This is a genomic window from Guptibacillus hwajinpoensis, from assembly GCF_001039475.1.
Taxonomy (GTDB): domain Bacteria; phylum Bacillota; class Bacilli; order Bacillales; family Guptibacillaceae; genus Guptibacillus; species Guptibacillus hwajinpoensis.
The window spans coordinates 16,967-42,515 of sequence record NZ_LELK01000001.1 but is presented as its reverse complement, the minus strand read 5'-3'; the positions used below and the strand labels follow the sequence as shown (position 1 = coordinate 42,515).

General features: G+C 39.5%; 25 protein-coding genes, 3 tRNA genes and 2 riboswitches. Of the genes, 8 read left to right on the top strand and 20 right to left on the bottom strand.

Going from position 1 to position 25,549, the window contains the following annotated elements; translation table 11 throughout:
• Nucleotides 1-5: 5 nt before the first annotated feature.
• The 5 genes from AB986_RS00215 to AB986_RS00195 form a co-directional block, all read right to left on the bottom strand.
• Nucleotides 6-81 (bottom strand) — tRNA-His (locus AB986_RS00215).
• Between the two features lie 24 nt (nt 82-105).
• Nucleotides 106-182 (bottom strand) — tRNA-Met (locus AB986_RS00210).
• Between the two features lie 3 nt (nt 183-185).
• Nucleotides 186-260, bottom strand: a tRNA-Asn gene (locus AB986_RS00205).
• Between the two features lie 141 nt (nt 261-401).
• On the bottom strand, nt 402-884 hold the full coding sequence (locus tag AB986_RS00200; protein WP_048308885.1) for a DUF456 domain-containing protein: 483 nt from the start codon (nt 882-884) through the stop codon (nt 402-404).
• Nucleotides 885-1,009: 125 nt separating this feature from the next.
• A complete protein-coding gene (locus AB986_RS00195) occupies nt 1,010-2,638 on the bottom strand; it encodes a Na/Pi cotransporter family protein (RefSeq protein WP_201779263.1) in 1,629 nt (542 codons plus the stop codon).
• A gap of 233 nt (nt 2,639-2,871) precedes the next feature.
• Between AB986_RS00195 and AB986_RS00190 the strand changes: the two genes are divergently transcribed.
• The 5 genes from AB986_RS00190 (at nt 2,872) to metH (ending at nt 11,523) form a co-directional block, all read left to right on the top strand.
• Complete coding sequence (locus tag AB986_RS00190) at nt 2,872-3,669, top strand: DUF1189 domain-containing protein (RefSeq protein WP_048308883.1); 798 nt, start codon at nt 2,872-2,874, stop codon at nt 3,667-3,669.
• Between the two features lie 99 nt (nt 3,670-3,768).
• A riboswitch (SAM riboswitch) is annotated at nt 3,769-3,879 on the top strand.
• A gap of 76 nt (nt 3,880-3,955) precedes the next feature.
• Entirely contained in the window at nt 3,956-5,071 is a 1,116-nt protein-coding gene (locus AB986_RS00185; RefSeq protein WP_048308882.1) for a methionine biosynthesis PLP-dependent protein, read from the top strand.
• On the top strand, nt 5,068-6,258 hold the full coding sequence (gene metC / locus AB986_RS00180) for a cystathionine beta-lyase (RefSeq protein WP_048308881.1): 1,191 nt from the start codon (nt 5,068-5,070) through the stop codon (nt 6,256-6,258). The genes AB986_RS00185 and metC overlap by 4 nt, the downstream gene beginning before the upstream one ends.
• Nucleotides 6,255-8,111 (top strand): bifunctional homocysteine S-methyltransferase/methylenetetrahydrofolate reductase, encoded by a 1,857-nt coding sequence (locus tag AB986_RS00175; protein WP_048308880.1) that lies wholly within the window; start codon nt 6,255-6,257, stop codon nt 8,109-8,111. The genes metC and AB986_RS00175 overlap by 4 nt, the downstream gene beginning before the upstream one ends.
• Complete coding sequence (metH, locus tag AB986_RS00170; protein ID WP_048308879.1) at nt 8,092-11,523, top strand: methionine synthase; 3,432 nt, start codon at nt 8,092-8,094, stop codon at nt 11,521-11,523. The genes AB986_RS00175 and metH overlap by 20 nt, the downstream gene beginning before the upstream one ends.
• An 82-nt stretch (nt 11,524-11,605) precedes the next feature.
• Here the strand turns inward: metH and AB986_RS00165 are convergent, their stop codons facing one another.
• The 10 genes from AB986_RS00165 to AB986_RS00125 all read right to left on the bottom strand — a co-directional run bounded on the left by AB986_RS00165 (nt 11,606) and on the right by AB986_RS00125 (nt 19,507).
• Complete coding sequence (locus AB986_RS00165; RefSeq protein ID WP_048308878.1) at nt 11,606-12,187, bottom strand: NAD(P)-binding protein; 582 nt, start codon at nt 12,185-12,187, stop codon at nt 11,606-11,608.
• Nucleotides 12,184-12,921, bottom strand: a complete 738-nt coding sequence (locus AB986_RS00160) for a sirohydrochlorin chelatase (RefSeq protein WP_048308877.1) — start codon at nt 12,919-12,921, stop codon at nt 12,184-12,186. Before AB986_RS00160 ends, AB986_RS00165 begins: the two co-directional genes overlap by 4 nt.
• A gap of 12 nt (nt 12,922-12,933) precedes the next feature.
• Nucleotides 12,934-13,719: a uroporphyrinogen-III C-methyltransferase gene (gene cobA / locus AB986_RS00155; protein ID WP_048310737.1), complete on the bottom strand. Its 786-nt coding sequence runs from the start codon at nt 13,717-13,719 to the stop codon at nt 12,934-12,936.
• Between the two features lie 55 nt (nt 13,720-13,774).
• On the bottom strand, nt 13,775-14,380 hold the full coding sequence (cysC, locus tag AB986_RS00150) for an adenylyl-sulfate kinase (protein ID WP_048308876.1): 606 nt from the start codon (nt 14,378-14,380) through the stop codon (nt 13,775-13,777).
• 13 nt (nt 14,381-14,393) lie between these two features.
• The gene (sat, locus tag AB986_RS00145; RefSeq protein WP_048308875.1) at nt 14,394-15,542 is read right to left on the bottom strand and encodes a sulfate adenylyltransferase; all 1,149 of its coding nucleotides are present in this window, start codon (nt 15,540-15,542) and stop codon (nt 14,394-14,396) included.
• 37 nt (nt 15,543-15,579) lie between these two features.
• On the bottom strand, nt 15,580-16,632 hold the full coding sequence (cysP, locus tag AB986_RS00140) for a sulfate permease (protein WP_048308874.1): 1,053 nt from the start codon (nt 16,630-16,632) through the stop codon (nt 15,580-15,582).
• On the bottom strand, nt 16,632-17,354 hold the full coding sequence (locus tag AB986_RS00135) for a phosphoadenylyl-sulfate reductase (RefSeq protein WP_084006349.1): 723 nt from the start codon (nt 17,352-17,354) through the stop codon (nt 16,632-16,634). Before AB986_RS00135 ends, cysP begins: the two co-directional genes overlap by 1 nt.
• Before the next feature lie 89 nt (nt 17,355-17,443).
• Nucleotides 17,444-17,587: a YezD family protein gene (locus AB986_RS21300; RefSeq protein WP_152670895.1), complete on the bottom strand. Its 144-nt coding sequence runs from the start codon at nt 17,585-17,587 to the stop codon at nt 17,444-17,446.
• A gap of 100 nt (nt 17,588-17,687) precedes the next feature.
• Nucleotides 17,688-17,791: riboswitch (SAM riboswitch) on the bottom strand.
• Nucleotides 17,792-17,909: 118 nt separating this feature from the next.
• Entirely contained in the window at nt 17,910-18,566 is a 657-nt protein-coding gene (locus AB986_RS00130; protein WP_048308873.1) for an NfeD family protein, read from the bottom strand.
• 65 nt (nt 18,567-18,631) lie between these two features.
• Nucleotides 18,632-19,507, bottom strand: coding sequence for a DUF1002 domain-containing protein (locus tag AB986_RS00125; RefSeq protein ID WP_048308872.1), 876 nt, complete (start codon nt 19,505-19,507; stop codon nt 18,632-18,634).
• A 182-nt stretch (nt 19,508-19,689) separates the two neighbouring features.
• On the opposite strand from AB986_RS00125, the gene AB986_RS00120 reads away from it, so the two are divergent.
• Entirely contained in the window at nt 19,690-19,995 is a 306-nt protein-coding gene (locus AB986_RS00120; RefSeq protein WP_048308871.1) for a LysM peptidoglycan-binding domain-containing protein, read from the top strand.
• 158 nt (nt 19,996-20,153) lie between these two features.
• Nucleotides 20,154-21,272, top strand: a complete 1,119-nt coding sequence (ispG, locus tag AB986_RS00115; protein WP_048308870.1) for a flavodoxin-dependent (E)-4-hydroxy-3-methylbut-2-enyl-diphosphate synthase — start codon at nt 20,154-20,156, stop codon at nt 21,270-21,272.
• A gap of 65 nt (nt 21,273-21,337) precedes the next feature.
• Here ispG and AB986_RS00110 read toward each other — a convergent pair whose 3' ends face one another.
• Nucleotides 21,338-21,739 (bottom strand): DUF4190 domain-containing protein, encoded by a 402-nt coding sequence (locus tag AB986_RS00110; RefSeq protein WP_048308869.1) that lies wholly within the window; start codon nt 21,737-21,739, stop codon nt 21,338-21,340.
• 159 nt (nt 21,740-21,898) lie between these two features.
• Between AB986_RS00110 and AB986_RS00105 the strand changes: the two genes are divergently transcribed.
• Nucleotides 21,899-22,477 carry a nucleotidase gene (locus tag AB986_RS00105; protein ID WP_048308868.1) on the top strand — a complete coding sequence of 193 codons (579 nt, stop codon included), beginning with the start codon at nt 21,899-21,901 and terminating at the stop codon, nt 22,475-22,477.
• A 15-nt stretch (nt 22,478-22,492) separates the two neighbouring features.
• Here AB986_RS00105 and AB986_RS00100 read toward each other — a convergent pair whose 3' ends face one another.
• The 4 genes from AB986_RS00100 to AB986_RS00085 form a co-directional block, all read right to left on the bottom strand.
• Entirely contained in the window at nt 22,493-22,909 is a 417-nt protein-coding gene (locus AB986_RS00100) for a Fur family transcriptional regulator (RefSeq protein WP_048308867.1), read from the bottom strand.
• A 17-nt stretch (nt 22,910-22,926) separates the two neighbouring features.
• Nucleotides 22,927-23,766, bottom strand: a complete 840-nt coding sequence (locus AB986_RS00095; RefSeq protein ID WP_048308866.1) for a metal ABC transporter permease — start codon at nt 23,764-23,766, stop codon at nt 22,927-22,929.
• Nucleotides 23,767-24,543: a metal ABC transporter ATP-binding protein gene (locus AB986_RS00090; protein ID WP_048308865.1), complete on the bottom strand. Its 777-nt coding sequence runs from the start codon at nt 24,541-24,543 to the stop codon at nt 23,767-23,769.
• 210 nt (nt 24,544-24,753) lie between these two features.
• Nucleotides 24,754-25,446 (bottom strand): lytic transglycosylase domain-containing protein, encoded by a 693-nt coding sequence (locus tag AB986_RS00085; protein ID WP_048310734.1) that lies wholly within the window; start codon nt 25,444-25,446, stop codon nt 24,754-24,756.
• Between the last annotated feature and the right edge of the window lie 103 nt (nt 25,447-25,549).

Genomic DNA, 25,549 nt, shown 5'->3' with positions numbered 1-25,549 from the left:
TATAGTGGGGCGGCTGATGGGAATTGAACCCACGAATGCCGGAATCACAATCCGGTGCGTTAACCACTTCGCCACAACCGCCACTGTGTGTCGTTTTAAAATAAATGGTAGCGGCGGAGGGGATCGAACCCCCGACCTCACGGGTATGAACCGTACGCTCTAGCCAGCTGAGCTACACCGCCATATGGCTCCACAGGTAGGATTCGAACCTACGACCGATCGGTTAACAGCCGATAGCTCTACCACTGAGCTACTGTGGAATATTTCTTAACGACAAGAACTAATATACCATATTAGAAAACAAAGCGTCAATAACTTATTTGAAATTTATTTTCGCTTTAACTAAATTAATTCTGAAAACACTATACCATTCTTTCGTTTACTCATCAAGAACGCCAAAATTATAGTACATAGACTAAGAATACAATCACCATGATAGCTTGAAGAACACCTTTCATTAATGCTCCTCCTAAAAACCCTAGTAGTGATCCTACTCCAACTTGAACAGATTCTTTAAACGGTTTACGGTGAAGAAGTAATTCAGCGCCCACAGCTCCTATAAATGGTCCAAGGAGTATTCCAGCGAACGGAATGACAAAGGGTCCTATTAACAACCCAATCGTACTTCCCCATATAGCTGCTTTTGAACCACCGTATTTCTTTACCCCGAATAAGTTGCTTGCATAATCTGCTGCGAACAATAAAACAGTGAGAAGTAACTGAATAACCCAGAAATAAATCGTCATCGGAGCAAACTCAAAAAACAGACCATACATCATAAATCCTATGTAGAGAAATAACACAGCAGGGATAATGGGATATATTAATCCTACAAAAGCCACTAGAAACGAAATACTAATGAGTAACCAAAATAAAATTTCCATGTTTTCACCCTCCTTTTCCTTTTCCTTCTATTATATACTCACAATTTATTTCCTTCTATTAATATTAGTTAAACACTATAAAAAAATGGAAGCAGATTATTTCTCTGCTTCCATCTTAAACGATTCTATTCTTCGCCAATAACTGCTTCAGCAATATTCACAGCATGGTCGCCGATACGCTCTAGATTACTGATCATATCAACGAATACGATTCCTGCACTACCTGTGCACTCGCCTTCGTTCAACCTTAGAATATGCTGTTTACGAAGGGATCTTTCCATCTTATCTATCTTATCTTCTAACTTCACAACTTCATGAGCTTTCTCAGTATCCCATTTATCCAATGCATCGAATGCTTGTTGAAGAGTTGTGAGAGTCAACTCGAACATATCGTCAAGATCTTTCATAGCAACATCTGTCATTTTCACTTTATTACTAAGTTGATAATCTGCAAGTTCAACGATATTTTCCATGTGGTCTCCTATACGTTCAATATCACGTACAGAGTCCATTAACATTCCGTGTCGAGTCGATTCTTCACCTGATAGAGAAGTTGCCGACAGTTGGATTAGATAATCTGTAATCTTAGTATCTAAGTTATTAATAGCTTCTTCATACTGAGCCGTCTTTTCTGCACTCTTCTGATCTTTTGAAGTCACATATTTAGAAGCTTCTTTTACACCTTTATAAGCAAATTCGCTCATACGGATAACTTCTTCTTTAGCCTGACCAAGCGCAACAGATGGAGAACGTTCGATAAAGACTGGATCAAGATGTTTGGGCTTATACTCAATAGTAGTATCATCACCAGGAATAATCTTTGTTACTAATACAGCAAGTAAAGCAATGAATGGGAACTGAATAATTGTATTAGAAACATTAAAGATACCATGCGCAAATGCTATTGTCATTTCTTCATTTAAATTCAATACACCTTGGATATATGATATGAAAGGTGTGTACAGTGATAAAATAATCAAGAAGATCGTTGTTCCAATTAAGTTGAAAATAACATGTGTAAGAGCTGCTCTTCTTGCTGCTACTGAGGCACCAATTGATGCTAATACAGCCGTTACGGTTGTTCCTATGTTATCTCCAAATAGTACTGGCATAGCAGCTTGAAGCGACATAGCATCCTGAGAGAATAAACTTTGAAGAACGCCAATAGTCGCACTCGAACTTTGTACAATAACGGTAAATACGGTACCAATGACTACTCCTAATATTGGATTGTCACTCATACTAACAGTAAGGTCTTGGAACGCCTGAAGGCTTCTTAAAGGTTTCATACCATTACTCATCAGTTCTAAACCATAGAATAATCCACCAAAACCAAATATTATTTGTCCGAGATACGTTATCTTTTTGTTTTTAACAAAGAAGATTAGTGCTGCACCGATAAAGATTATTGGTAATGCGTAATCTTTGATAGGTATACCGATTATGAATGCTGTTACGGTTGTACCTATGTTTGCACCCATTATGACGCCGATAGCCTGTCTAAGAGTCATAAATCCTGCATTAACTAGTCCTACTGTAAGAACTGTAGTACCTGAGCTAGTTTGTAATAAGATAGTAACTACTATCCCTGCTAGCACACCCATAAAAGGATTCGTCGTAAACCGGTCCAATATATCTCTTAACCGATCGCCTGCTGATCTTTGAAGGCCATCTCCCATATACTTAAGTCCAAACAGGAATATACCTAGACCTCCCACAAACTGAAAGATCATCTCCTGAACGTTGAGTTCCATCATTTCAACCCCTTGCACCTAGATTTATTTTTTTCGACAATACTCAACAAAGTCCCTTGTCTATTATCTACATCGACACCCCCTTTGTAAAGAGTTAATATAGATTTGTAAATTTATTATTAGTAAGTGACCATTGTTTCAGAAAAGTTTCAGATCTTTTGTTGTTCACGTACTCCGATTTAAGCTAAACTGGTTTTGAGGAAAGACCCCTTAATTGGAGAGGAGATTTTGATTTGAACGTTTTTAAACAACTTTATTACAGTTTATACTCACCTAAAATGATGGCTCGCTTTCGTTTCCAAAAACTCGGAAAGCCTATTCTTTATGTATTTTTACTTATGCTACTCACTTCTGTTCCTGTTGGAATCATCACGGCTGTTTCGTTCACAAACGCTTACGACGAGCTTAAGACGTACATGAATGAAGTACCTGAATTTACATTGGAAGACGGGAAGCTTACTTCTGAGCAATCGGAACCTCTTATACGAAATAGAGACGGGCAAACGTTTATATTCGACTCAACAGGAGAAACGAAACCTGATGATGCTCTAGAATATGATGCAGTCATCGCCTTTCTTGAAGATCGTATAGTTGTAAATGATGGAGGTACAAGTCAAGAGTTTGATTACAGTAATTTCAGTACGATGACACTTACAAAACAGGATGTAAGTGAGCTTTCTCAAAACTTAGATAGCCTGTTGCCAATTTTTATTCCCCTGCTTATCTTTGTTGTCTATCTATTTCAAACTGGGCTTAAGTTTATTGGCATTACAGTGCTAGCTACAATTGGTTTACTTTTGAGAAGTATCTCCAAACGCAAAGTATCTTATAAACAACTATGGGTACTTTCTGTTTATGCCGTTACAATTCCCACTGTTTTCTTTGCAATTATGGCGACTTTAAAAACATCAGTACCATTAGGATTCTTGCTATACTGGTTTATAGCGATCATGCTTCTTTACTTAACAATTAAAGAAATACCTCTTCCGAAAAAACGAGTAACAAATGAGCGCACTGATGAAGTAAAATAAAGCAGATTTCAGATAATTCTCAAAAAACACTTGCAATTCGTTTTCACATCATGTAGATTATTGAACAAGAATCATCACAAAAACTTTATACAATTTCATTTCTTATCTAGAGAAGCAGAGGGACTGGCCCTATGAAGCTTCAGCAACCACCGGATTATTTCTGGAAAGGTGCTAATTCCAGCAAGTTGAATTCAACTTGAACGATAAGAAGAAGAGCAGCCAAAGTCTTCTTCTTATAGAGGGCTTTTTTTTATTGCCCTTTACTTATTGGAAAAGGAGAATGATGATGTCAAACAAACAGTATGAAACCTCACTCGTTCAATTAGGTAACAGGTCCGATCCTCAAACAGGGGCTGTAAATCCACCGGTTTACTTCTCTACTTCATACAGCCATAGAGGGGTTGGCCAATCTACTGGATACGATTATTCAAGAACGAAAAATCCAACACGATCCATTCTGGAAACAGCTATAACTGAACTTGAGCAAGGTGATCAAGGTTTTGCATTTAGCTCTGGAATGGCAGCCATTCAAGCAGTTCTCTCTCTCTATAAAACAGGTGATCATATACTCGTTTCTGACGATTTATACGGTGGCACGTATAGGCTCTTTTCACATGCTGAAAATCATTTTGGTATTACATTCACTTATTTCGACAGCCAGCAACTTGAATCCATCCCATCAATTATTCATGATTCCACAAAGGCAATCTTTGTTGAAAATCCGTCTAATCCATTAATGAAACTGACCGACTTAACAGAACTCGCACATATCGCTCATGAACACACCCTGCAACTAATCGTAGACAATACGCTGTTTACCCCTCTTTTACAAAATCCACTTGTTACAGGTGCAGATATTATTGTCCATAGTGCAACGAAGTATCTTGCTGGTCATAATGATGTTCTGGCTGGACTTGTTGTAGCAAAAGGCGAAACCCTTTGTGCTGATCTTGAACGATATCAGAATGGAGCAGGTGCAGTTCTTTCTCCATTCGATTCATGGTTAGTCATACGTGGAATGAAAACTCTCCCCCTTAGACTCAAGCAACATGAAATAAACGCAAAGCTAGTTGTGGAATACTTGACTAAACACGAAGCTATAACAGATGTTTTTTATCCAGGGAAAGGCGGAATGCTCTCATTCCGCTTAAGTTCCGAAGAAGGTGTCGACATTTTCCTAAGAAACCTGAAGATCATCACTTTCGCAGAAAGTCTTGGAGGAGTTGAGAGCTTTATTACCTATCCTGCTACTCAAACTCATTCAGAAATCCCAGAGGAAACGAGATTTGAAAAAGGAATTTGCAATCGATTGCTTCGCTTCTCCGTTGGAATCGAAGCAATTAACGATCTTTTACAGGACCTACAACAGGCACTAACTAATAAGGGAGGCCGTTCAACATGACTGACCATTCTCATACATTTCAAACAAAGCTACTTCATAATAAACACAAAGCTGATGAGGAGACTGGAGCGGTGAGCGTTCCAATCCATCACGCTTCTACGTTTCATCAAACCGATTTCGATCAACCCGGTCGTTATGATTACAGCCGATCTGGCAACCCTACCCGTGAAGCACTGGAAACAACGATCGCAAATCTTGAAAGTGGTTTTCGAGGTTTTGCATTTGCCTCAGGCATGGCGGCAATTTCTACTTCCTTCATGCTCTTATCACAACGCGACCACGTACTTGTATCTGAAGATGTCTACGGAGGGACTTATCGCATGATTCATGATGTCCTTATTCGATTTGGAATCGAGCATACATTTGTAGATATGACGAACCTAGAAGAAGTGGCTACTGCCATTCAGCCAAACACTAAAGTGATTTACATTGAAACACCTTCTAACCCGCTGCTTAAAATCACAGATATCCAAGCTGTTGTGAAACTTGCCAAAGCGAATGAGTGTTTAACCTTTGTAGATAACACCTTTATGACTCCCGCTCTTCAACGCCCTTTAGAATTTGGAGCAGATATTGTTCTTCATAGCGCAACGAAATTTATAGCTGGCCATAGTGACGTTGTCGCAGGCCTTGCCGTTGTTAGAAATGAGCAACTTGCCGAGAAGCTTTCGTTTCTTCAGAATTCTTTTGGCTCAATCCTAAGTCCGCATGATTCATGGCTTGTTCTTCGAGGGTTAAAAACGCTCCATTGTCGACTTGAGCAATCATCAAGATCAGCATTTCGTCTCGCGCACGCACTGGCGAAAGAACCAATCATTGAAGAAGTCTACTACCCTGGCTTCTCATTTCATCCAGGCCATTCTACACACCTTTATCAAGCTGGAGGTCCTGGAGCTGTTCTTTCCTTTCGTCTTCCTGATGAAAATGCTGTTCGATTTTTTACAAAACACGTTCAACTCCCTGTATATGCGGTTAGTCTTGGTGCTGTAGAATCAATCCTTTCTTACCCTGCTAAAATGTCTCATGCATCAATGCCTTCTGAAGAAAGAAAGAAACGCGGAATCACGGATGGATTGTTACGCATTTCGGTAGGACTTGAAAACGCAGACGACTTGCTCCAAGACTTTCAAAATGCCTTGGCAGCAATAAAACGGTATGACACACCTACTAGGGGACTTCAGGTATGAATCTGCTTAAAGCACTCGAGAATAAAGTTCTAATTGGTGATGGAGCAATGGGGACACTTCTCTATTCCTACGGTATTGATCAATGTTTTGAAGAATTAAACCTTTCCCACCCAGAACAAGTTGTAAATGTTCACCGGGCTTATGTTGATGCTGGATCAGAAGTTATACAAACCAATACGTATGGTGCGAATTACAGTAAATTAGCTCGTTATGGTCTTGAGGACCTTGTTAAAGAAATAAATACTGAAGCAGTAAAGTTAGCGAGGATGGCTGCAAAAGAATCAACATATATTCTAGGGACGATAGGTGGCATACGAGGAATAAACGCCTCATCTACACCACTTGATGAAGTAAAGCGTAGTTTTCGAGAACAACTTTATTGTCTCCTGTTTGAAGGTGTAGACGGCATCATGCTTGAGACATATTACGATCTAGAGGAACTGATAACAGTCCTTGAAATCGCGAGAAAACATACGGACCTCCCTCTAATTGCACAAGTGTCTATGCACGAACCAGGCGTTCTTCAAGATGGGACTTCACTTTCATCTGCACTTAACCAGTTAGAAGCTGCTGGGGCAAATGTTACTGGCGTTAACTGTCGTCTTGGACCCTATCACATGATCCAATCATTAGAGCAGGTTCCGTTATCACACAGTTTTCTATCTGCCTATCCAAATGCTAGTTTGCCCGATTATGAAGATGGACGACTCACCTACCCAACTGCACCAGACTACTTTAAAGAAAGTGCAAAGGCTCTACATCAACAGGGAGCAAGGTTAATTGGCGGCTGTTGTGGTACAACGCCAGAACACATTGCAGCTGCAGCTAGTGTATTAAAAGACGTTAAGCCTATCACTTCTAAAAAAATAACTATTAAAGAGAGCGATTCATTAATCTCTGAAACTAAAAATGAACGAATACCCCATCTTCATGAAATCGCTCTTAACAAGAAGTCAACCATTGTGGAGCTTGATCCACCTAAGAAATTATCGATTGATAAATATCTTAAAGGTGCAAAAGCTCTCCAAGAAATTGGAGTTGACGCTATCACTCTTGCAGATAACTCACTTGCTTCACCTCGCATTTGCAATACTGCAATGGCATCTACGATCCAATCTCACTATAATGCCCGCCCTCTTGTTCATATTGCATGTCGCGACCGGAATATCATTGGTCTTCAATCTCATTTAATGGGTCTTCATACACTCGGAATAAATCAAGTACTCGCCGTCACAGGAGATCCAACTAAGATAGGAGATTTTCCGGGTGCCACATCTGTATATGATGTTTCTTCATTTGATCTTATTAAACTAATCAAGCAGTTTAATGAAGGAATCTCGTATTCAGGTAAATCACTCGGCATCAAAACATCTTTCTCCATTGCAGGTGCTTTTAATCCAAATATCCGCCACCTTGACCGAGCCGTTTCAAGACTTGAAAAGAAGCAGCAACATGGTGCTGATTATTTTATTAGTCAACCGATCTTCGATGACAAACAAATAGTAGAGGTATATGAGGCAACAAAGCATTTAACATGCCCGATTTATATAGGCATTATGCCGTTAACAAGCTCTCGAAATGCAGAATTTCTTCATAATGAAGTACCCGGAATCAAACTATCTGATTCTATAAGGAGTAGAATGACAAAAGCTTCTGACGATCAAGAGGCTCAACTAGAAGGACTCGCTATAGCCAAGTACCTCATCGATACAGCCTTTGATTTATTTAACGGCATTTATTTAATTACGCCATTTTTACGGTATGAACTAACTGTAGAGTTAGCTCGATATATTAAAGAAAAAACTCGTTTAGAAGATGAAAGGAAGATTCGTAATGGCCTACACATCGTTTAAAGATCATCTACAGAAGAAAATCCTTGTTCTAGACGGAGCTATGGGGACAATGATTCAACAGGCAAACTTAGCAGCAGAAGATTTTGGAGGTGAAGCATACGAAGGCTGTAACGAATACCTATCATTAACGAGACCTGATCTCATTCAATTAATACATGAAGACTATTTGTCAGCAGGTGCTGATATTATCGAAACAAACACGTTTGGAGCAACTGATCTTGTTTTGGACGAGTATGACCTCGGGCATTTAACAGAAAAAATCAATTATACGTCTGCTCTTCTTGCAAAGGAAGCGGCCTCTACCGTTTCTACACCTTCTAACCCTCGCTATGTTGCAGGTGCAATGGGGCCAACGACAAAAACATTATCTGTTACAGGAGGAACAACGTTTAAAGCCCTCTGCAATTCTTATGCTCTACAAGCGAAAGGATTGTTGAAAGGGGGTGTCGACCTTCTCCTTATTGAAACGAGTCAGGATATGTTAAACGTTAAAGCAGCGTATGTTGGCATTTCGAGGTCTTTTAAAGAACTAAACCAAACCGTTCCGCTGATGATATCAGGTACGATTGAACCTATGGGAACAACACTCGCAGGTCAAAGCATTGAAGCATTTTACTTATCTCTCGAACATATGAATCCAGCAGTTGTAGGACTAAACTGTGCAACTGGACCGGAGTTTATGAGAGATCATATTCGCTCTCTTTCTGACCTTGCAACTACTGCAGTCAGCTGCTATCCAAATGCAGGTCTTCCTGATGAAGAAGGCAATTATCACGAAACGCCAGAAACGCTAGCTGCTAAAATAACCGGCTTTGCTAACAAAGGTTGGCTTAACGTTGTAGGTGGTTGTTGTGGCACTACTCCAGCACATATTGCAGCCATTAAGGAATCTGTAAAAAACATCAAACCTAGAACTGGTCCTTCATCACACCCGCATGCGATTTCTGGTATAGAGCCGTTAATTTACGATGAAAGTGCTAGGCCCATTCTTGTTGGTGAACGAACGAACGTTATTGGTTCAAGGAAATTCAAGCGCCTTATTGCGGAAGAAAAATTTGAAGAAGCATCAGAAATTGCTAGGTCACAGGTAAAAAAAGGGGCACAGGTTATTGACATCTGCCTCGCAAACCCCGATAGCGATGAATTGGCTGATACCGAGAACTTTATGAAATACGTTGTAAATAAAGTGAAAACCCCTCTAATTATTGACTCGACGGATGACGCCGTAATTGAAAAAGCTCTTTCCTATTCCCAGGGTAAAGCAATCATTAATTCGATTAACCTTGAAGATGGAGAAGAACGATTCGAAGCAGTTGTACCTTTAATTCATCAATATGGAGCTTCGGTTGTGGTAGGAACGATTGATGAAACTGGGATGGCGATTACAGCAGAACGAAAGCTTGAAATCGCTAAGCGATCTCATGACTTACTCGTTTGTAAATATGGACTTAACTCTTCAGATATCATCTTTGATCCGCTTGTTTTTCCAGTAGGTACTGGTGATGCGCAGTACATTGGTTCAGCAGCGGAAACGATTGAAGGAATTCGAATGATCAAGAAAGAGCTGCCTGATTGTCAAACAATTCTCGGCATAAGTAATGTTTCTTTTGGTTTACCACCAGTTGGTAGAGAAGTTTTGAATGCTTCTTATCTGTATCATTGTACAAAAGCAGGTCTTGATTATGCGATCGTAAACACTGAAAAACTTGAACGATACGCATCAATTTCTGAGAAGGAAATTCTGCTTGCGGATGAATTGCTTTTCACAACAACTGATGAAACACTTGCAGATTTCACAGCTTTTTATAGAGGCAAGAAAAAAGAAACGAAGGTGCACTCCACTCTAACACTTCAAGAACGCCTTGCCATGTATGTAGTTGAAGGAACAAAGGAAGGGCTAATCCCAGACTTAGAGAAAGCTTTGCATGAGTATACTTCCCCACTCCAAATTATCAACGGACCTTTAATGACCGGTATGGCTGAGGTCGGGAAGCTTTTTAATGATAATCAATTGATCGTAGCTGAAGTTCTCCAGAGTGCTGAAGTTATGAAAGCATCTGTTGCGTTTCTTGAACCGCATATGGAGAAAGAAGATTCTTCAAGCTCGAAAGGTAAAGTATTATTAGCAACTGTGAAAGGCGATGTGCATGACATTGGAAAAAACCTGGTCGAGATCATTTTGAGCAACAATGGTTTTGAGGTTGTTGATCTTGGAATCAAAGTAACTCCTACCGACTTAATTAAACAGATTGAGAATCATCAGCCTGATTTCATCGGCCTTTCTGGTTTACTTGTCAAATCCGCTCAACAAATGGTATTAACTGCGCAGGATATGAAACAAGCAAAAATTTCTATACCCATTCTCGTCGGTGGTGCGGCACTATCTAGAAAGTTTACAGATAATCGAATTTCGCCAGAGTATGATGGACCAGTATTTTATGCAAAAGATGCAATGTCTGGATTAAGCATTTCAAACCAGCTCAGTAATGAAGATGAGAAAAGAGCTCTGGTTGAAGAGCATACGAGAAAAGCAGCATCGCTGACTACTCTTCCTTCCTCATCATCAACTACAGCCGTGGCGATTAAGCAAGAATCCACGGTATCCTTAGCACCAGTATTTACGCCTTATGATCTTGCTCCTCATGTATTAAGGAATTATTCAGTAGCCCACATCGAACCATATATTAACATGCAAATGTTAATTGGGCATCATCTAGGCCTTAAAGGAAAAGTATCAAGACTTCTTAATGAAAAAAACGCAAAGGCTCTCTTTCTAAAAGGTGTTGTTGACCAACTCATTGCACGAGCAAAAACAGAAAACTGGATTAAGCCTTCTGCTAAGTACCAGTTCTTTCCAGCTCAGTCTAATGGAAATGATGTTATTATATATGATCCAATTGATCATCAAACAATCATTGAGCGCTTTACATTTCCGAGGCAATATAAGGAACCGTTTTTGTGTCTAGCAGATTACCTTCATCCAGTCTCAAGCGGTGTAATGGATTATGTTGGATTTTTTGCAGTGACAGCTGGAAGTGGAATTAGAGAACGGTCTGTAGAACTCAAGAGCCAGGGTGACTATCTTGAGAGTCATGCACTACAAGCACTTGCACTTGAAACAGCTGAAGGTCTTGCCGAGCATGTCCATCAACTGATGCGTGACAAATGGGGATTCCCAGATCCAACAGATTTCACTATGCAAAATCGCTTCTCTGCTAAATATCAGGGGCAACGATTTTCATTCGGATATCCTGCATGTCCTGAGCTCGATGATCAAAAGAAGTTATTCGATCTCATTTACCCAGGTGAAATTGGTATAGAACTAACCGACGGATGTATGATGGAGCCTGAAGCTTCTGTAACAGCTATGGTGTTCGCTCATCCAGAAGGGAGATACTTTAACGTACTTTAAACTGCAAAGAGAAGCATTCGAAAGGTTCGAATGCTTCTCTTTGTTCTGTCAGTAAAGAATTATGTAGCACAACACATGATAACTAGTGCCCATTCCCTACATTGATGAATTTCGTTATCATTGCTTTTTCTAGAATTCTTTTACGTTCTTCTTCATCTATACATAACTTCTTAGTTTCTAAACGAAGTTCATATAGTCGATCTACATAATTACTATAGGAGTTATTATACCTCATTGCGAGATCATCTCTTATCTTCTTAGCAAGTATAGGACTTGCTCCTCCTGTCGAGACTGCAATACTCAGCTTCCCTCGCCTTAGTATAGCTGGAATGGAAACATTACCCGCCTTGTAACTGTGCGATGCATTTACAAGCTGATGCTCACTCGCATGCTTTACAACAAAATCGTTCACAGCAATAGAATTTGTCGTTGTAATGATTAGGAATGCTTTACGTAAGTCTTCAGCAACAACTTCACGTTCAATTAGATGTATTCGATGTTCGAGTACAAGTTGCTGGATTTCTTGATGAATCTTTGGACTAATGACCGTAATTAATGCACCACATCCCAGTAAATTCTTTATCTTTCTTCTCGCAATTCTCCCTCCACCTACAATGATCACTTTTTTCCCACTAAGGTTAAGCATTACTGGATATTCGTTCATGCTTTTATTCCGGTTGCTTCAATAATACGTTCTCTCAATACCTCTCTTAAGTCCGCGTGGTACCCAAGGTTATCGGTAAGTACAAATTCCTGATGAAATTGATTTAACTTCCTTATATCATCTTCCATCTCTCTCATGAGAATGCCTGTAAATAAAAGGTATGGGATAACAAATACCTGACTATTTGTCGTTTTAGCGTGCTCTAATCCTTCTTCGAAAGTTGGATTAGCAGCCGCTAGAAAGCATACGGATACCTTATTAAACGGTAGTTTTAAGTTAATCATCTCTGCAATTTGTTCCATCTCTCTTTTTATATCCGGATCACTACTCCCTCTCCCAACAAGCAGCGCAGTTGATTCAGCTTTAACCATAATGCCTGTATTTCGTACACGATCAGAAATAACAGATATTAGTTTTTCATGAACACCGAGAGGACGACCAATTTGAAATACTACTTCAGGAAACTTCGTCTGAGCAATCTCGACTTCTTTAGGAATATCTTTTTTGGCATGTGTTGCAGCTAACAGTAGCACTGGTATGATCGCGATATCTGTCGCTCCTTTTTGGATACACAATTCAATACCTTGCTGAATGGTCGGCTCGGCGAGTTCGAGAAAGCACGTTTCTTGTATGGGATATGGAATATCAGATTTGCATTTCTCTACAAACGCTACCGCCTGATCGCGCCCTTCTTTCACTCGACTACCGTGGCAAATATATAAGACAGCCTGCACGCTTAACCCCTCCTATAAAGCATTAACAGCTATAGATGCATTCTTCTGGTCGTGAGACATTTCCTCAAACCAGCTCAATTTGGATCTTAAGTTAACTACCTCGCCAACCACAATCATGCTCGGATTCTGAATGTCTGCTTTCTTTACTTCTTCGATTATGTTCTCAAGCGTACCCGTGACTGTTCTTTGCGCACCAGTTGTACCCCAGTGGATAAGTGCAACAGGTGTTTCCTTCTTTCTTCCATGCTTTTGAAGCATTGAGCAAATATAAGGTAAGTTACTTACACCCATGTAAATAGCTAATGTATCAATCCCTTTCGCAAGACTTTCCCAGCGTAGCTCTTCTTCCTCGCCCTCTTTACGGTGACCAGTGACAAAAGCAAAAGTAGAACTAAGTTCACGATGCGTTACTGGAATCCCCGCATAAGCTGGAGCAGCAATACCTGAAGTGATACCAGGCACTATTTCGAAATGAACACCTTTATTCGCCAACGCCTCTGCTTCCTCGCCCCCTCTACCGTAAACAAAAGGATCGCCACCTTTCAATCTGGTCACAACTTTCCCTTTTAAGGCATGCTTAACAAGAAATTTGTTGATCGTTTCTTGTTTAAGAGTGTGATAATGAGGGAGTTTTCCACAGTAAATCAATTCAACATCTTTCTTTGCATAATTCAAAAGATCCTTATTAATTAAACGATCATACAAAATGATATCTGCTTCTTCAATGCACTTTACGCCTTTTACTGTAATAAGATCAACGTCACCTGGACCTGCACCAACTAAATATACTTTTCCCAACATGCATTCTCCTCCTGTCCTCATCAGTAATGAAAACTTTACCCCGCTGAAAGCATCATTTCGGTAATAGTTCTTGCTGAGCCAAATAAGAAATAACTTTATTCGCACACGCTTCAGGTGTCTCATGGTTTGATTCAATAACAATCTCTGAATTAATTGGCTCCTCATAAGGCGAAGAAACGCCAGTAAAGTTTTGTATTTCACCATTATGTGCTTTTTTGTATAACCCCTTAGGGTCCCTAAGCTCACATTCATCGATTGGACACTTTACATAGATTTCTACAAATTCACCTGATGGAAAAAGGTCCCGTACAAGTTTTCGATCACATTGATATGGAGAGATAAATGCAGTTATAGCGAATTGACCGCTATCAACGAATAATTTCGATACTTCGCCGATGCGCCTTATATTCTCTTTTCGATCACTTTCTTGAAAGCCCAAGTCCCTATTCAGCCTCTGACGAATGTTATCACCATCCAATACGTAGCTTTGAACGCACAGTTCGTGTAATTTAATAGAAACAAGGTTAGCTATAGTTGATTTACCTGATCCTGAAAGACCTGTAAAAAAGAGCACAGCACTCTTATGCTGATTTCTTTGATGCCGCAACTCTTTGGTAACAACGGAATCGTGCCATGTTAAATGATTGTTCACTCCCATACCTTTCTCCTTTCTATGCCTTAATTGATTGATTACTCATTCCTTTGATTAGCACTTCAACAACTTCAGGTCTACTAAACGTTTCAGGGAGAGGCTCCCCTTTTCGCAATAGAGAGCGGACTTTTGTTCCTGAAAGAATGACATGATGATCTTTATCATGTGGACACGTTTTGGCAGTTGCCATACTTTCACACTTCTCACAATAGAAACTATGCTCGAAGAACACTGGTGTAATACCAAGCTCCTCTTTCGTAAACATACTGAATATTTTCTGTGCATCATACGTTCCGTAATAATTTCCTACTCCTGCATGGTCCCTTCCAACGATAAAGTGAGAGCAGCCAAAATTCTTTCTAACTATCGCATGAAAAACAGCCTCTCTTGGACCTGCATATCGCATAGCTGCAGGAAATACACCAAGATGAACGCGCTCTGACGGATAATAGTTTCCTAAAAGAACCTCATAGCTTTCCATTCGTATTTCTGCTGGTATGTCATCAGACTTCGTCTCACCTACTAGCGGATTCAAAAATAATCCGTCTACTGTCTCGAGAGCTGTTTTTTGAATGTATTCATGCGCTCTATGCACTGGATTTCTTGTTTGAAATCCCACAACAGTTTCCCATCCTTTGCTCTTAAAATAGCTTCTTGTTTCTGCAGGATCAAAATGATACTTCTTGAACTGTCCTTTATTACTTCTTTCAATAAGCGTAATTGTTCCTCCAACATAAACAGCTGGTCTTTCATAAACCTTCTTCACTCCAGGGTGTTCATCATCTTCAGTAAGATACACACATCGAGCTTCTTCTTTTTTATCTGGCTCATAAATGGATTCAATGAACAACGTCCCATACACAGTTCCTTTGCTCACGAGTTTTACTAGCTCACCTACTTCTACCTTCTTGGCTATATCGTGATTTACAGGTAAAGTAATCGGGATACTCCAGGGCACTCCGTTTTCTAACGTTAGGTGTTGTACGACAGATTGGTAGTCATTTTCATTTAGGAAACCTACTAGTGGACTGTAAGCACCTGTACCTATTAACTCCAGATCACTTAATGCAGTATCATCTAATTCAATTTCATTCTTTATTCCTTGCAATGAAGCATTCGGCTTATAACGGCTAACCAATTGGCCACCGTGTGGTTTAATGGTTGTCATCTCTATCCCTCCAAAAATGTAGATTCTTCTCCGATGATTAAACAGTTCGTTTTTGTGTGCGAATCGACTTTATAAGACTACTCGAGCCAACTGTAGCAAGAACGACGCTGCCAATGGCTACTAGTGTATATAGATCACTCTCTAGAAACAGCTTCACCATGCTATATGAAATAACTAGTGAGAACACAGGTGAAACGGCCCAGACTTTCAACATACGAGTAATTACATCTTTTTGCCAAAGCTGAAATCCATTTTTTGCTGTTCCAATTCCTATGATCGAAGATGTTGTAATTTGCGTGAGTGGTACTGGAATACCTAACAAAGAGGCACCAATTACTAGCCCCGCACTAGTTCCTGAAATAGCACATCCTTCCGCAAGTGAGAACCTTGTAATTCGGTATCCATTTGTTTCAATCACTCGTTTACCAAACACGAGGGCACCAAGCGCAACAAAACTCCCACCTAACAAGGCCCCAGTAGATAAAGATAAGACACCCGCTCCAACAAGAGGGCCTACAGCATTTGCCACATTATTCATACCTGCTGAGAAAGCTTCAAGAAAGCCTGATACAATTAGTACAATCCCTAGTGTCCGTTGGTATTTGTGCGTCAATTTCCAACGATGCTTTAGCCATGAAACAAGCTTTCCTGCGAAATAAGCAATCAAAAAGGAGACAATCGGAATAACGATCCAAAGCAGCATGATGCTCATTACATTTTGGAAATATAATGCACGAAAGGCTATACCGACTCCTACTACTGAGCCAACCGTCACTTCACTTGTTGAAAGAGGTATGCCTAACATATTCGCTAAAAAGAGAGCAACAGTTGCCGATATAAAAATGATTAGGATCACTTTAATGCTTAGAACAGAAGATGGAATAATTCCACTTCCCATTGTCTTGATTACGTTTCCCCCACCAAAAGCCGCTCCCAAGATAATCCCAATTGCACAAAGAAGCAATGCTGTTTGTCTTCGTTTAATCGCACCTGCTCCATAAGCTACTCCCATAGATGCAGCTGCTCCGCTCGCTCCAATATTCATTGCAAAGAACATCGCAACTGCTATGACAAGAATCGTCATAATCATCAGTCCTTAGGTGCCGAATCAAAATGCAAGCCGCATTCTGTTTTCTTCTGGTTAGCCCACCTTCCAGACCTCGAATCACTACCCGAAAGTACTCTTTCCGTACACACCGAACATCCTATACTTGGGTACCCCTTGTCATGGAGTGGATTGTAAGCAAGATTGTTCTCATGCACATATCGCCAAACTTCTTTCCACCTCCAATGAATAAGGGGACATACCTTAATAGCCTCAAATTTCTCGTCTTTGTTTAGAAAGTTCGTCTTTTGTCTCAATGGTGACTGTTCTCTTCGTAATCCTGATATCCATGCACTTTTTGGATCCAATTCTTCGTGTAGTGGCATGATTTTTCTAAGATTACAACATTTTGTTGGGTCACGTTTCCATAATTCATCTCCATGTGAGTCTGCTTGTTCACTTACAGACTGCAAGGGCTTTTTTAATTTAATCGTTAAAAAAGGATATTTCACTTTAACCTTTTCAATTAATTCATATGTTTCATCAAAATGGAGACCCGTATCTAGAAAGACTATTTCACCTTGCTTAGTGACTTTAGAAATCAAGTCAATTAAGACGACACCTTCTACACCGAAGCTACAAGCATATACAATGTCATTTTGATAAGTGTGATAAGCCCACTTTAAAACTTCAAGCGCTCCTTTTGTTTTTGAATTGCTATCAAAGTCGGGCATTTGCCCTGACCAACTGCTGTAAGAATAGTGCATGAAGATCCCTCCTCTTCCAACCTTCAAAGAAAAAGGCGGTTCTAACCTATGTGGTTAGAACCGCCTCTAGTTTCTCTAGTCAGCGCTTTTTAATCTAGTCGTTCTTTTTCTTGCCTTTCAAGTTGAATAACTTTTCCATCTTGAACCACGAGGGTAATTGATCCAAATTTCAACGTACTGAGCATATGTTCGATTCGAGCTGCAACATCTGAAAAGTTCTGTTCTTTTCTCACCAGTTTCAACCTCCCTTAGAAAGAAATAATCGATAGGAGAGGCTCAACAACTTAAAAAAGCCTTCCCAAATTGGAAAGACAGATCAAGTTACCTTGATTCCCCTTATCTTCCAAAATGGACTCCATTTTGCTGGAAGTAGCACCTTGCAAAAAGCAGGTTGCCGGACGTCATCGGGCCAGTCCCTCAGTCTCTCTTGATAAGTTATTTTCTAAATCTTAACTATTATCTAACTATATGTCAACCCTAGTTTATTGATCGGGATTAACGGAATAAAAATAAATAAGAAATAACCCCGAATCAATGAATCGGGGTCTAATTATATTAAATAGGATGTCGTTTACTCTTTTCCTTCTGTTCCTCAATCACAATTCGCGTCCCATCAACAGATGTAATGATAACTTCAACATCTTTGTCAATCCAGTTCCCTGCTGATATTGCACTGTATTTCTTGTCATTTACTTTTATAGTTCCACTTGGTCTGAACGCTGTAAGGGTTGTAGCCCCTTCACCAATTAATCCCTTATATTCTTCATTCATCGAATTATAGCCCATCTCGCTACTTAGGCGATCCTTAAGCGTCATCTTAGTCCACATTGCACGCGCCTTGAAAACACGTAGAAAAAGAAATGACGCAGCTGTACCTATTAAGAACCCGCTTGATACTAGTAGCCCGTAAATGAAAGTGGGAGAAGGTATAGCGACAGCAGTAACCATCATTAAGAGTCCAATTAATCCGAACGTTCCATCGTTTAACAACTTCCCATCAAGAATAACGAGACCAAGCCCTACTGCAAAAACAAGCCCCATCCAGAGAATTGAAGATAGTGATGTTAAATGAAAACTAAAGTAAAACGTAAGCATTAGAATTCCAATCAATCCAAAAATCCCTTTAACACGAACAAGTAATTCGCCAAATAAGAATAGTACACTAACTAGAATGATCAGAAAACCTGCGATCGGCAACGACAAAATACCCATACTCGCTCCCTCCTTCTCTCTTCTATTACGTTTAGAAGTTCAAAAAGTTTCAGTTTATTATCATTTTAAGATTTGAATAACCCTTTTAGACCATCAATAAGCGCTATAAAAAAGTCAATGATTTTACCAATGAACGATTGTGTTTCTTCTTTATTTAGGAATTCATCCAGATTTTCTCTTGCATTCTCTAATTGACTCTTCATTTGATCCCAATCAATATTAAGGTCCTTCATTCGATTAAATAAAGCAACTAAACCATCAAGTTCATCTTGTGTCAATTCAATACCTGAATCGCTAGCGATTTCATTAATCAGTGTTCTAAGCTCTTCTTCTGTTTCTGGTGGGTTGGTTGCTATCTCATCTTTAACTTTTGTCATTAATTCTGTAGCTTTATCAGCACCAATACTATCACTGAGCTTTGCAGTTGTCACAAGCTCCTCATTCGCTACCTGCTTTTGTTCTTCAGGAATGACTTTGTCAGAACTAAGTTCATAAGCTTTGATAAGCCCTGTTAGTGCTGCAGTTCCAGACACCTCAATCGGAGCGGTAACATAGATGTCTGCATCTTTAACACCGGCCGTTATTAACGCATTCGCGTACATTTCATCTGTTACCCAGTTAATGTTCTTAGTTTCAACACTAAGTCCAGCATCTTTCTCTCCAATTGTTATGGAAGAGGAAGATAATGCACGCGTTCCAATTAGTGCTTTACTTATATAATTTCCGAGGTATTTATGCTCCTCTTCATTCGAAACAGTGACTGTCATTACGTCTTTAGGAGCATCCATTTCACTCAGCAAATTTTGCTTTTGATCCTCAGTTAAGTCTTCTCCAAGAGTGACAATAACATCTCCAACACTAGCGTCTGCTAGAGCAACAACAGGCATAATTGACATGATCAACAACATAGACAGAATAAATGGCATTACTTTTTTTAACATGTTTTGATCTCCTTTTTTCCGTAAGGCTTCCTTGATAAAGAGGGTTGCACTCTTCATCTCCCTGTTATTTTACTTGACCATCGATTGAAAGAAAAGATAATTCCTTTAGAAAGGTGGCATATATTGGATGGACAAGCATAAAGTAGAACGAAAATACTTCTACAATGGGAGAGGTGAAAGGTATGCGAAAATTTCTGTCTATCTCGCTTTTTCTACTAGTCCTTCATACAACGTATTACGATTTAACAATAGGAACACTCGCTTCTCATCCAGTTGTTTCAGTAGTAGACAAGCCCATTGAAAAAGAAGCCGAACCCTTCATCATTTACCAAGTTCAGGCTGGAGATACCGTTCTTTCATTAGTGGAAAAAGCCAACGGAACAGTTCCTGTTTCGATCGATAAAATCGTTCACGATTTCGAAACATTAAACAATACCCCACCTACACATATACAAATCGGAAAGGAATATCGAATTCCAACATACTGAAGACAACACGGTCAATCATTATTTCTTGTCAATAGCTCTCAAAAGTTGCTACAATGGGGTAGTACTAAAGATGAGTCTTATTCCCTATCTGGGAGTATATACAAAGCGATCTAAATCATGAGGTAAGCAATCCTACATGTAAAAGGAGCGATTTTCGCATGAATGAAATTATCCACCGTAGTAAAACTAGACCTGTTAAAGTAGGTCCTTTAACAATAGGCGGTAACGATGAAGTTATTATTCAGAGTATGACAACTACTAAAACGCATGACGTTGAGGCAACCGTTGCCGAAATTAATCGTCTAGAAGAAGCAGGATGTCAGATTGTCCGCGTAGCTTGTCCAGACGATCGCGCGGCAGATGCGATTCCAGAAATTAAAAAGCGAATCAACATTCCTCTTGTAGTAGATATCCACTTCAATTATAAGCTTGCACTTAAAGCAATTGAAGGTGGGGCAGATAAAATCAGAATTAATCCTGGTAATATCGGTCGTCGTGAGAAAGTTGAAGCTGTAGTAAAAGCAGCAAAAGAAAAAGGAATTCCAATTCGTATTGGAGTGAATGCTGGTTCTCTTGAAAGAAAAATTCTTGAGAAATACGGTTATCCAACCGCTGAGGGAATGCTAGAAAGTGCGTTGCATCATATCAAGATTCTTGAAGACCTTGACTTCTACGATATTATTGTATCGATGAAGGCTTCTGATGTAAATCTTGCTACTGAAGCATACGAACTTGCAGCACGCTCATTCGACTACCCACTGCACCTAGGTATTACTGAATCTGGTACACTCTTTGCAGGTACAGTTAAAAGTGCAGCAGGTCTTGGCGTAATCCTCTCAAAAGGAATTGGTAATACTGCTCGTATTTCACTAAGTGCAGATCCAGTTGAGGAAGTTAAGGTAGCAAGAGAACTTCTTAAGTCATTTGGTCTTGCAGCAAATGCTGCAACTTTAATCTCTTGCCCGACTTGTGGTCGTATTGAAATCGACCTCATTTCAATTGCCAATGAAGTTGAAGAATATATTTCAACTATTAAAGCACCAATTAAAGTCGCTGTCCTCGGTTGTGCTGTAAACGGTCCTGGTGAAGCACGTGAAGCAGATATCGGTATTGCTGGAGCACGTGGTGAAGGTCTTCTATTCAGACATGGTGAAATCATCCGTAAAGTGCCCGAAGAAACTATGGTTGAAGAACTCAAAAAAGAAGTCGATAAAATCGCTGAAGAACATTATAAGAAAATGGAAGAAGAAAAGGCCAAAGCTGAAGCCAATTCTTGATCTTCCTCTTGAAGAAAAGCCTGACATCCAGTGGATGTCAGGCTTTTTACTAGAACGTATTTCCACTAAAAGAATGGTGCGAAGAATAAACTGATGATCATTGAAGCGGCACCAACACCAATTGCCCAAGAACCGAGCGCTGTTAGCCCTTTTCTTCTCGCAACAAATCCAACGACTATACCCGCTGCTCCAAGTATAACGGGTAGAATAAATAAGGATAGGATTGATAAAGCTAGTGCGGCTACACCAACTCCTACACCAGTCGTTTCCTGTTCCTTTCTTTTAGCTTCAAAATGTTCTTGACGCTCCTCAGAGGTTGGACGTTCATTTTCAGGCGACTGCAAATAAGGACGGTCTAATACACCTGGTGCTACTTCGGCTGCAGCTTCTTCGAGGTATTCCTCTTCAGATTTGCTGTGCAACTCCCGTTCCTCGATGAAATCCTCATCATGTCTGTCTTCTGTCATATACATCCCTCACTTTAGCATGTTGTGGAGCATGCTTAGTATTCGTAAGAGCTAGGAAGAATATGTTTTTTACTTCAGTAAGATACTGCCAATTCCTAAGCTAAAGAGATACCAATGTGTGATATGATGAGGGAAGAGCAAACATAAAGGAGTTCTGTTATGACAATTAAACGACTTGGCCTTGATATTGACGGGACTGTGACGAGTCCTAAAACTTTTCTGCCTTATTTAAATTCATCGTTCAACAAAAAACTGTCTCTTACTGATATTACCCAATATGATCTTGCAAACTTACTCAATATTACACAAGAAGAATTCTTTGAGTGGTTGAAAAGCAATGAGGAAACCATCTATTCGAATGCCCTCATAGCTGAACACGCACATCCAATATTAGAGGATTGGAAAGGAAATTACGAACTTTTTTATATAAGTGCAAGGGGTAATCATTTACTTGATACAACTAAAAATTGGTTTACTACAAATCGTGTTCCATACCATCACATTGACCTAATAGGTAAACATGACAAAATAAACTCCATTAAAAAGCACCAAGTTGATGTATTCTTCGAAGATAAACATGATAATGCTTGTGATATAGCCGAAGAATGTGATATTCCCGTTATTCTGTTTAATACTCCATACAACCAGGGCGCTGTTCCATCTGGCGTTAAACGATTAGATACTTGGCCAGAAGCTAGAAATTGGCTCCAACAGTATAACAAAAACGGAAGAGCTTAAGCTCTTCCGTTTTTGTTATTGTGCCTGACACTCTCCGCATTCTCCATACACTTCAAATTTGTGACCTGTTACTTTGAACTCAGAATCCCCTACAGGCATATCCTCCATCGGGCAGGATTCAATTTGCCGCGTTTTTCCACATTGCAAACAGATTAAATGGTGATGGTGATGGTTAGTCGAACAACTTAGTCGATAGCGTTTCTCGCCGTTCCACTCTGTTTCTTCTAATATTTCCAAGTCTTTAAACAGCGTTAGATTTCTGTAGATCGTATCTACACTCATTCCAGGATAGCTTTTTTGCATATGGATGAGCACATCCCTTGCAGATAAATACCTTTTTTCTTTTGCAAATAATGTAACGAGATCTTCGCGTTTTTCAGTATATTTGAAACCCTCATCTTTTAGAATCCGCAATGCAGTAGATACATTCATACTTCCACCTCTATATGTTAAGATTTCCTCTGCTTTAATCGCTTAAATAAAAGAACAGCTACCAGAATAAGCGCAGATAATAGTACAATGGTGCCCCCTGGTGCGATGTCGAGATAATAAGCCAGAACAAGTCCACCAAGTACAGCTAACTCCCCAAACAAGATGGAAAGACCAATTGTTTGTTTAAACCCTTTAGCGATTCGAATACTAGCTGCAACTGGTAATGTCATTAAGGCAGAAACAAGTAGCACCCCAACTATTTGCATTGAAACAGCAATAACAAAAGCAACGAGTAATATAAAAATAAATTGAATGGATTTTCCTCTTATACCTGAAACAACCGCATGCTCTTCATCGAATGAAAGAAAGAATAATTCCTTATATAATAATGTTACAACAACTAATACCACTACTGTAATAACGGCAACTGCCACTAAATCAGAGCGACTAATTGCAATTACACTCCCGAATAGATAATTGAACAAATCTGAATTAAATCCATCCGCAAGGGATAAGAAAACAACGCCTAGTCCAATACCACCAGATAATGTAATCGGAATCGCTAGTTCTTCAAAGTGTTTGTATACCTTCCTTAGCTGTTCAATAAACAACGAACCTGCGGCCGAAAATGCCATCCCCATATAGACTGGATTAATACCCTGCCAAAATGAAGAATACTTCCCAATAAGTAAGCTTGCCGCAATCCCTGCAAGGGTAATATGAGAAAGGGCATCTGCTATCAAAGCCTGCCTTCTAACAACAATAAATACGCCAAGTAAAGGGGCAATAATCCCAATTAGTACTCCTGCCAAAAAAGCGTTTTGCAAAAACTCAAATTGCCATAAAGCCTGAATCATTTATACTCCTCCATGACCATGATCGTGACTTAAAACGTGGACATGGTGTCCATAAAATCCTGAAAGGTCACGATCACTAAACTGTTCAAATTCCTCTGTTTCGCCATGGAAATGAAGAGATCTGTTTAAACATGCTACATGAGTAACCTTATCTGTAATTGTTCCAATATCGTGAGTAACTAGAAGAAGCGTTATGCCATTATCTCTATTCAGCTTACCAAGTAGTTGATAGAAATCACTTGTAGAGTTTGCATCTACACCAACAGTCGGCTCATCTAGAATAAGTATATCTGGATTACTTACAAGCGCCCTCGCAATAAAAACTCTTTGTTGTTGACCACCTGAAAGATCACCTATATTGCTAGAACTATACTCATTCATTCCAACTAGCTGAAGCGCATCGTGTACGGCGTCTCGATGACTAGACTTCATAAACTTAAATAATCCCAACTTACTTGTTAGCCCCATTGATACCACTTCGAATACGGAAGCAGGGAATCCAGAATTAAAACTATTCGCTTTTTGAGAAACGTAGCCAATTTTACTCCAATCATGGAACTTATTAATTCTCTGACCAAATATATTCACATAGCCTTTTTGAGGTTTAAGAAGACCAAAGATTATTTTGATCAACGTCGATTTTCCTGATCCATTTGGTCCTACTAGACCAACAAAAGCTCCCTCAGGTATTGAGAAAGTAATATCATCAAGAACATAATCGTCTCCATAGTGAAACGAAATGTTTTGGAGATCAATAATAGTATTCGAATTTGTCATAAACAAAACCTGCCATTTATAAGAATGATTACGATTTACTTTATGTAGTATACATTATGTTATAGCATTTTGTAAAATATCATCTAGAAGGAAATAGTTCTGAAATTAAAGTAGATATAAATAGAACCCAAGATAAAATCCCCCATCAGAATGGGGGATTTTATTTCTTTACGCTTCTCTAAGAAAAGCGAAGGTGCTATTTAACTAGGATTACAACTCATGAAGGCTTGCCATTTCCTGAATTTCTTCAGAATAGCCGCTTTTAGGAGTACCTTTTTCAGATACATAAGCCTTCAATCCGCCAATGCCGCGATTATATGCCGTCAGGGCTTCATCCCAGTTACCATATCTATCGTAAAGATAATCAAGATAGGTTACTGAGAGGGTCATTGAGAAATAAGGATCAAACAACTTTTCCTCAGAATAATTTATTCCTGCCATGTCGGCAATCCAAGGTGCAGTATTTGTCATAAATTGAGCCATGCCATATGCATGTCCGTATTTCGTTTCAGGTCCTGTTAAATCAGGATCAAAGGTGTTTCCTGTTTCTACTTTGAGGAGTTCATATGCAATCGCAGGATCAATATCTACTTTCATTGATTGATATGAGAGGAAAAGACCCCATTTTTTGCTGAACTTCCCTTCACTGTCGTCATAGAATTGTTCGGAGTAAGCTTTTGCTTGCTTCCACTCTTCTACACTGACAGAACCTGGGTCAAGTGAATAACCCGTTTCATTTTCTAATTTAGTTAAAGCTGTCTGAGTTTTCATCTGATCGTTCTCGGATGTTTTTTGATCCAATTCCCCGACTTTTGTTTTCGCATCGGCCACTTGCTCATTGAATAAATGAGATTGAACGAGAAATAGTACTAGGACGAGAGTTAGAACAATTGCAGTGATCATTGACAGAGATTTTTTGAAATGATTTTTGATAAAATTAATAGTCTTGCACTCCTTTTCAACTGGTATTAATAAAGCTGGAGAGCACCAGTTAAGTATATACCCT

Coding starts and splice junctions, on each gene's coding strand:
- metH (WP_048308879.1), top strand. CDS start 8,092: ATGGCCTACACATCGTTTAAAGATCATCTACAGAAGAAAATCCTTGTT.
- AB986_RS00100 (WP_048308867.1), bottom strand. CDS start 22,909: ATGAATGTATCTACTGCATTGCGGATTCTAAAAGATGAGGGTTTCAAA.
- cysC (WP_048308876.1), bottom strand. CDS start 14,380: ATGGGAGTGAACAATCATTTAACATGGCACGATTCCGTTGTTACCAAA.
- sat (WP_048308875.1), bottom strand. CDS start 15,542: ATGACAACCATTAAACCACACGGTGGCCAATTGGTTAGCCGTTATAAG.
- AB986_RS00110 (WP_048308869.1), bottom strand. CDS start 21,739: ATGACAGAAGACAGACATGATGAGGATTTCATCGAGGAACGGGAGTTG.
- AB986_RS00125 (WP_048308872.1), bottom strand. CDS start 19,507: ATGTTAAAAAAAGTAATGCCATTTATTCTGTCTATGTTGTTGATCATG.
- AB986_RS00200 (WP_048308885.1), bottom strand. CDS start 884: ATGGAAATTTTATTTTGGTTACTCATTAGTATTTCGTTTCTAGTGGCT.
- AB986_RS00185 (WP_048308882.1), top strand. CDS start 3,956: ATGTCAAACAAACAGTATGAAACCTCACTCGTTCAATTAGGTAACAGG.
- AB986_RS00120 (WP_048308871.1), top strand. CDS start 19,690: ATGCGAAAATTTCTGTCTATCTCGCTTTTTCTACTAGTCCTTCATACA.
- AB986_RS00085 (WP_048310734.1), bottom strand. CDS start 25,446: ATGATCACTGCAATTGTTCTAACTCTCGTCCTAGTACTATTTCTCGTT.
- AB986_RS00135 (WP_084006349.1), bottom strand. CDS start 17,354: ATGCACTATTCTTACAGCAGTTGGTCAGGGCAAATGCCCGACTTTGAT.
- AB986_RS00165 (WP_048308878.1), bottom strand. CDS start 12,187: ATGAACGAATATCCAGTAATGCTTAACCTTAGTGGGAAAAAAGTGATC.
- AB986_RS00105 (WP_048308868.1), top strand. CDS start 21,899: ATGACAATTAAACGACTTGGCCTTGATATTGACGGGACTGTGACGAGT.
- AB986_RS00095 (WP_048308866.1), bottom strand. CDS start 23,766: ATGATTCAGGCTTTATGGCAATTTGAGTTTTTGCAAAACGCTTTTTTG.
- ispG (WP_048308870.1), top strand. CDS start 20,154: ATGAATGAAATTATCCACCGTAGTAAAACTAGACCTGTTAAAGTAGGT.
- AB986_RS00130 (WP_048308873.1), bottom strand. CDS start 18,566: ATGGGTATTTTGTCGTTGCCGATCGCAGGTTTTCTGATCATTCTAGTT.
- AB986_RS00195 (WP_201779263.1), bottom strand. CDS start 2,638: ATGGAACTCAACGTTCAGGAGATGATCTTTCAGTTTGTGGGAGGTCTA.
- AB986_RS00175 (WP_048308880.1), top strand. CDS start 6,255: ATGAATCTGCTTAAAGCACTCGAGAATAAAGTTCTAATTGGTGATGGA.
- metC (WP_048308881.1), top strand. CDS start 5,068: ATGACTGACCATTCTCATACATTTCAAACAAAGCTACTTCATAATAAA.
- cysP (WP_048308874.1), bottom strand. CDS start 16,632: ATGATTATGACGATTCTTGTCATAGCAGTTGCGATGTTCTTTGCAATG.
- AB986_RS00090 (WP_048308865.1), bottom strand. CDS start 24,543: ATGACAAATTCGAATACTATTATTGATCTCCAAAACATTTCGTTTCAC.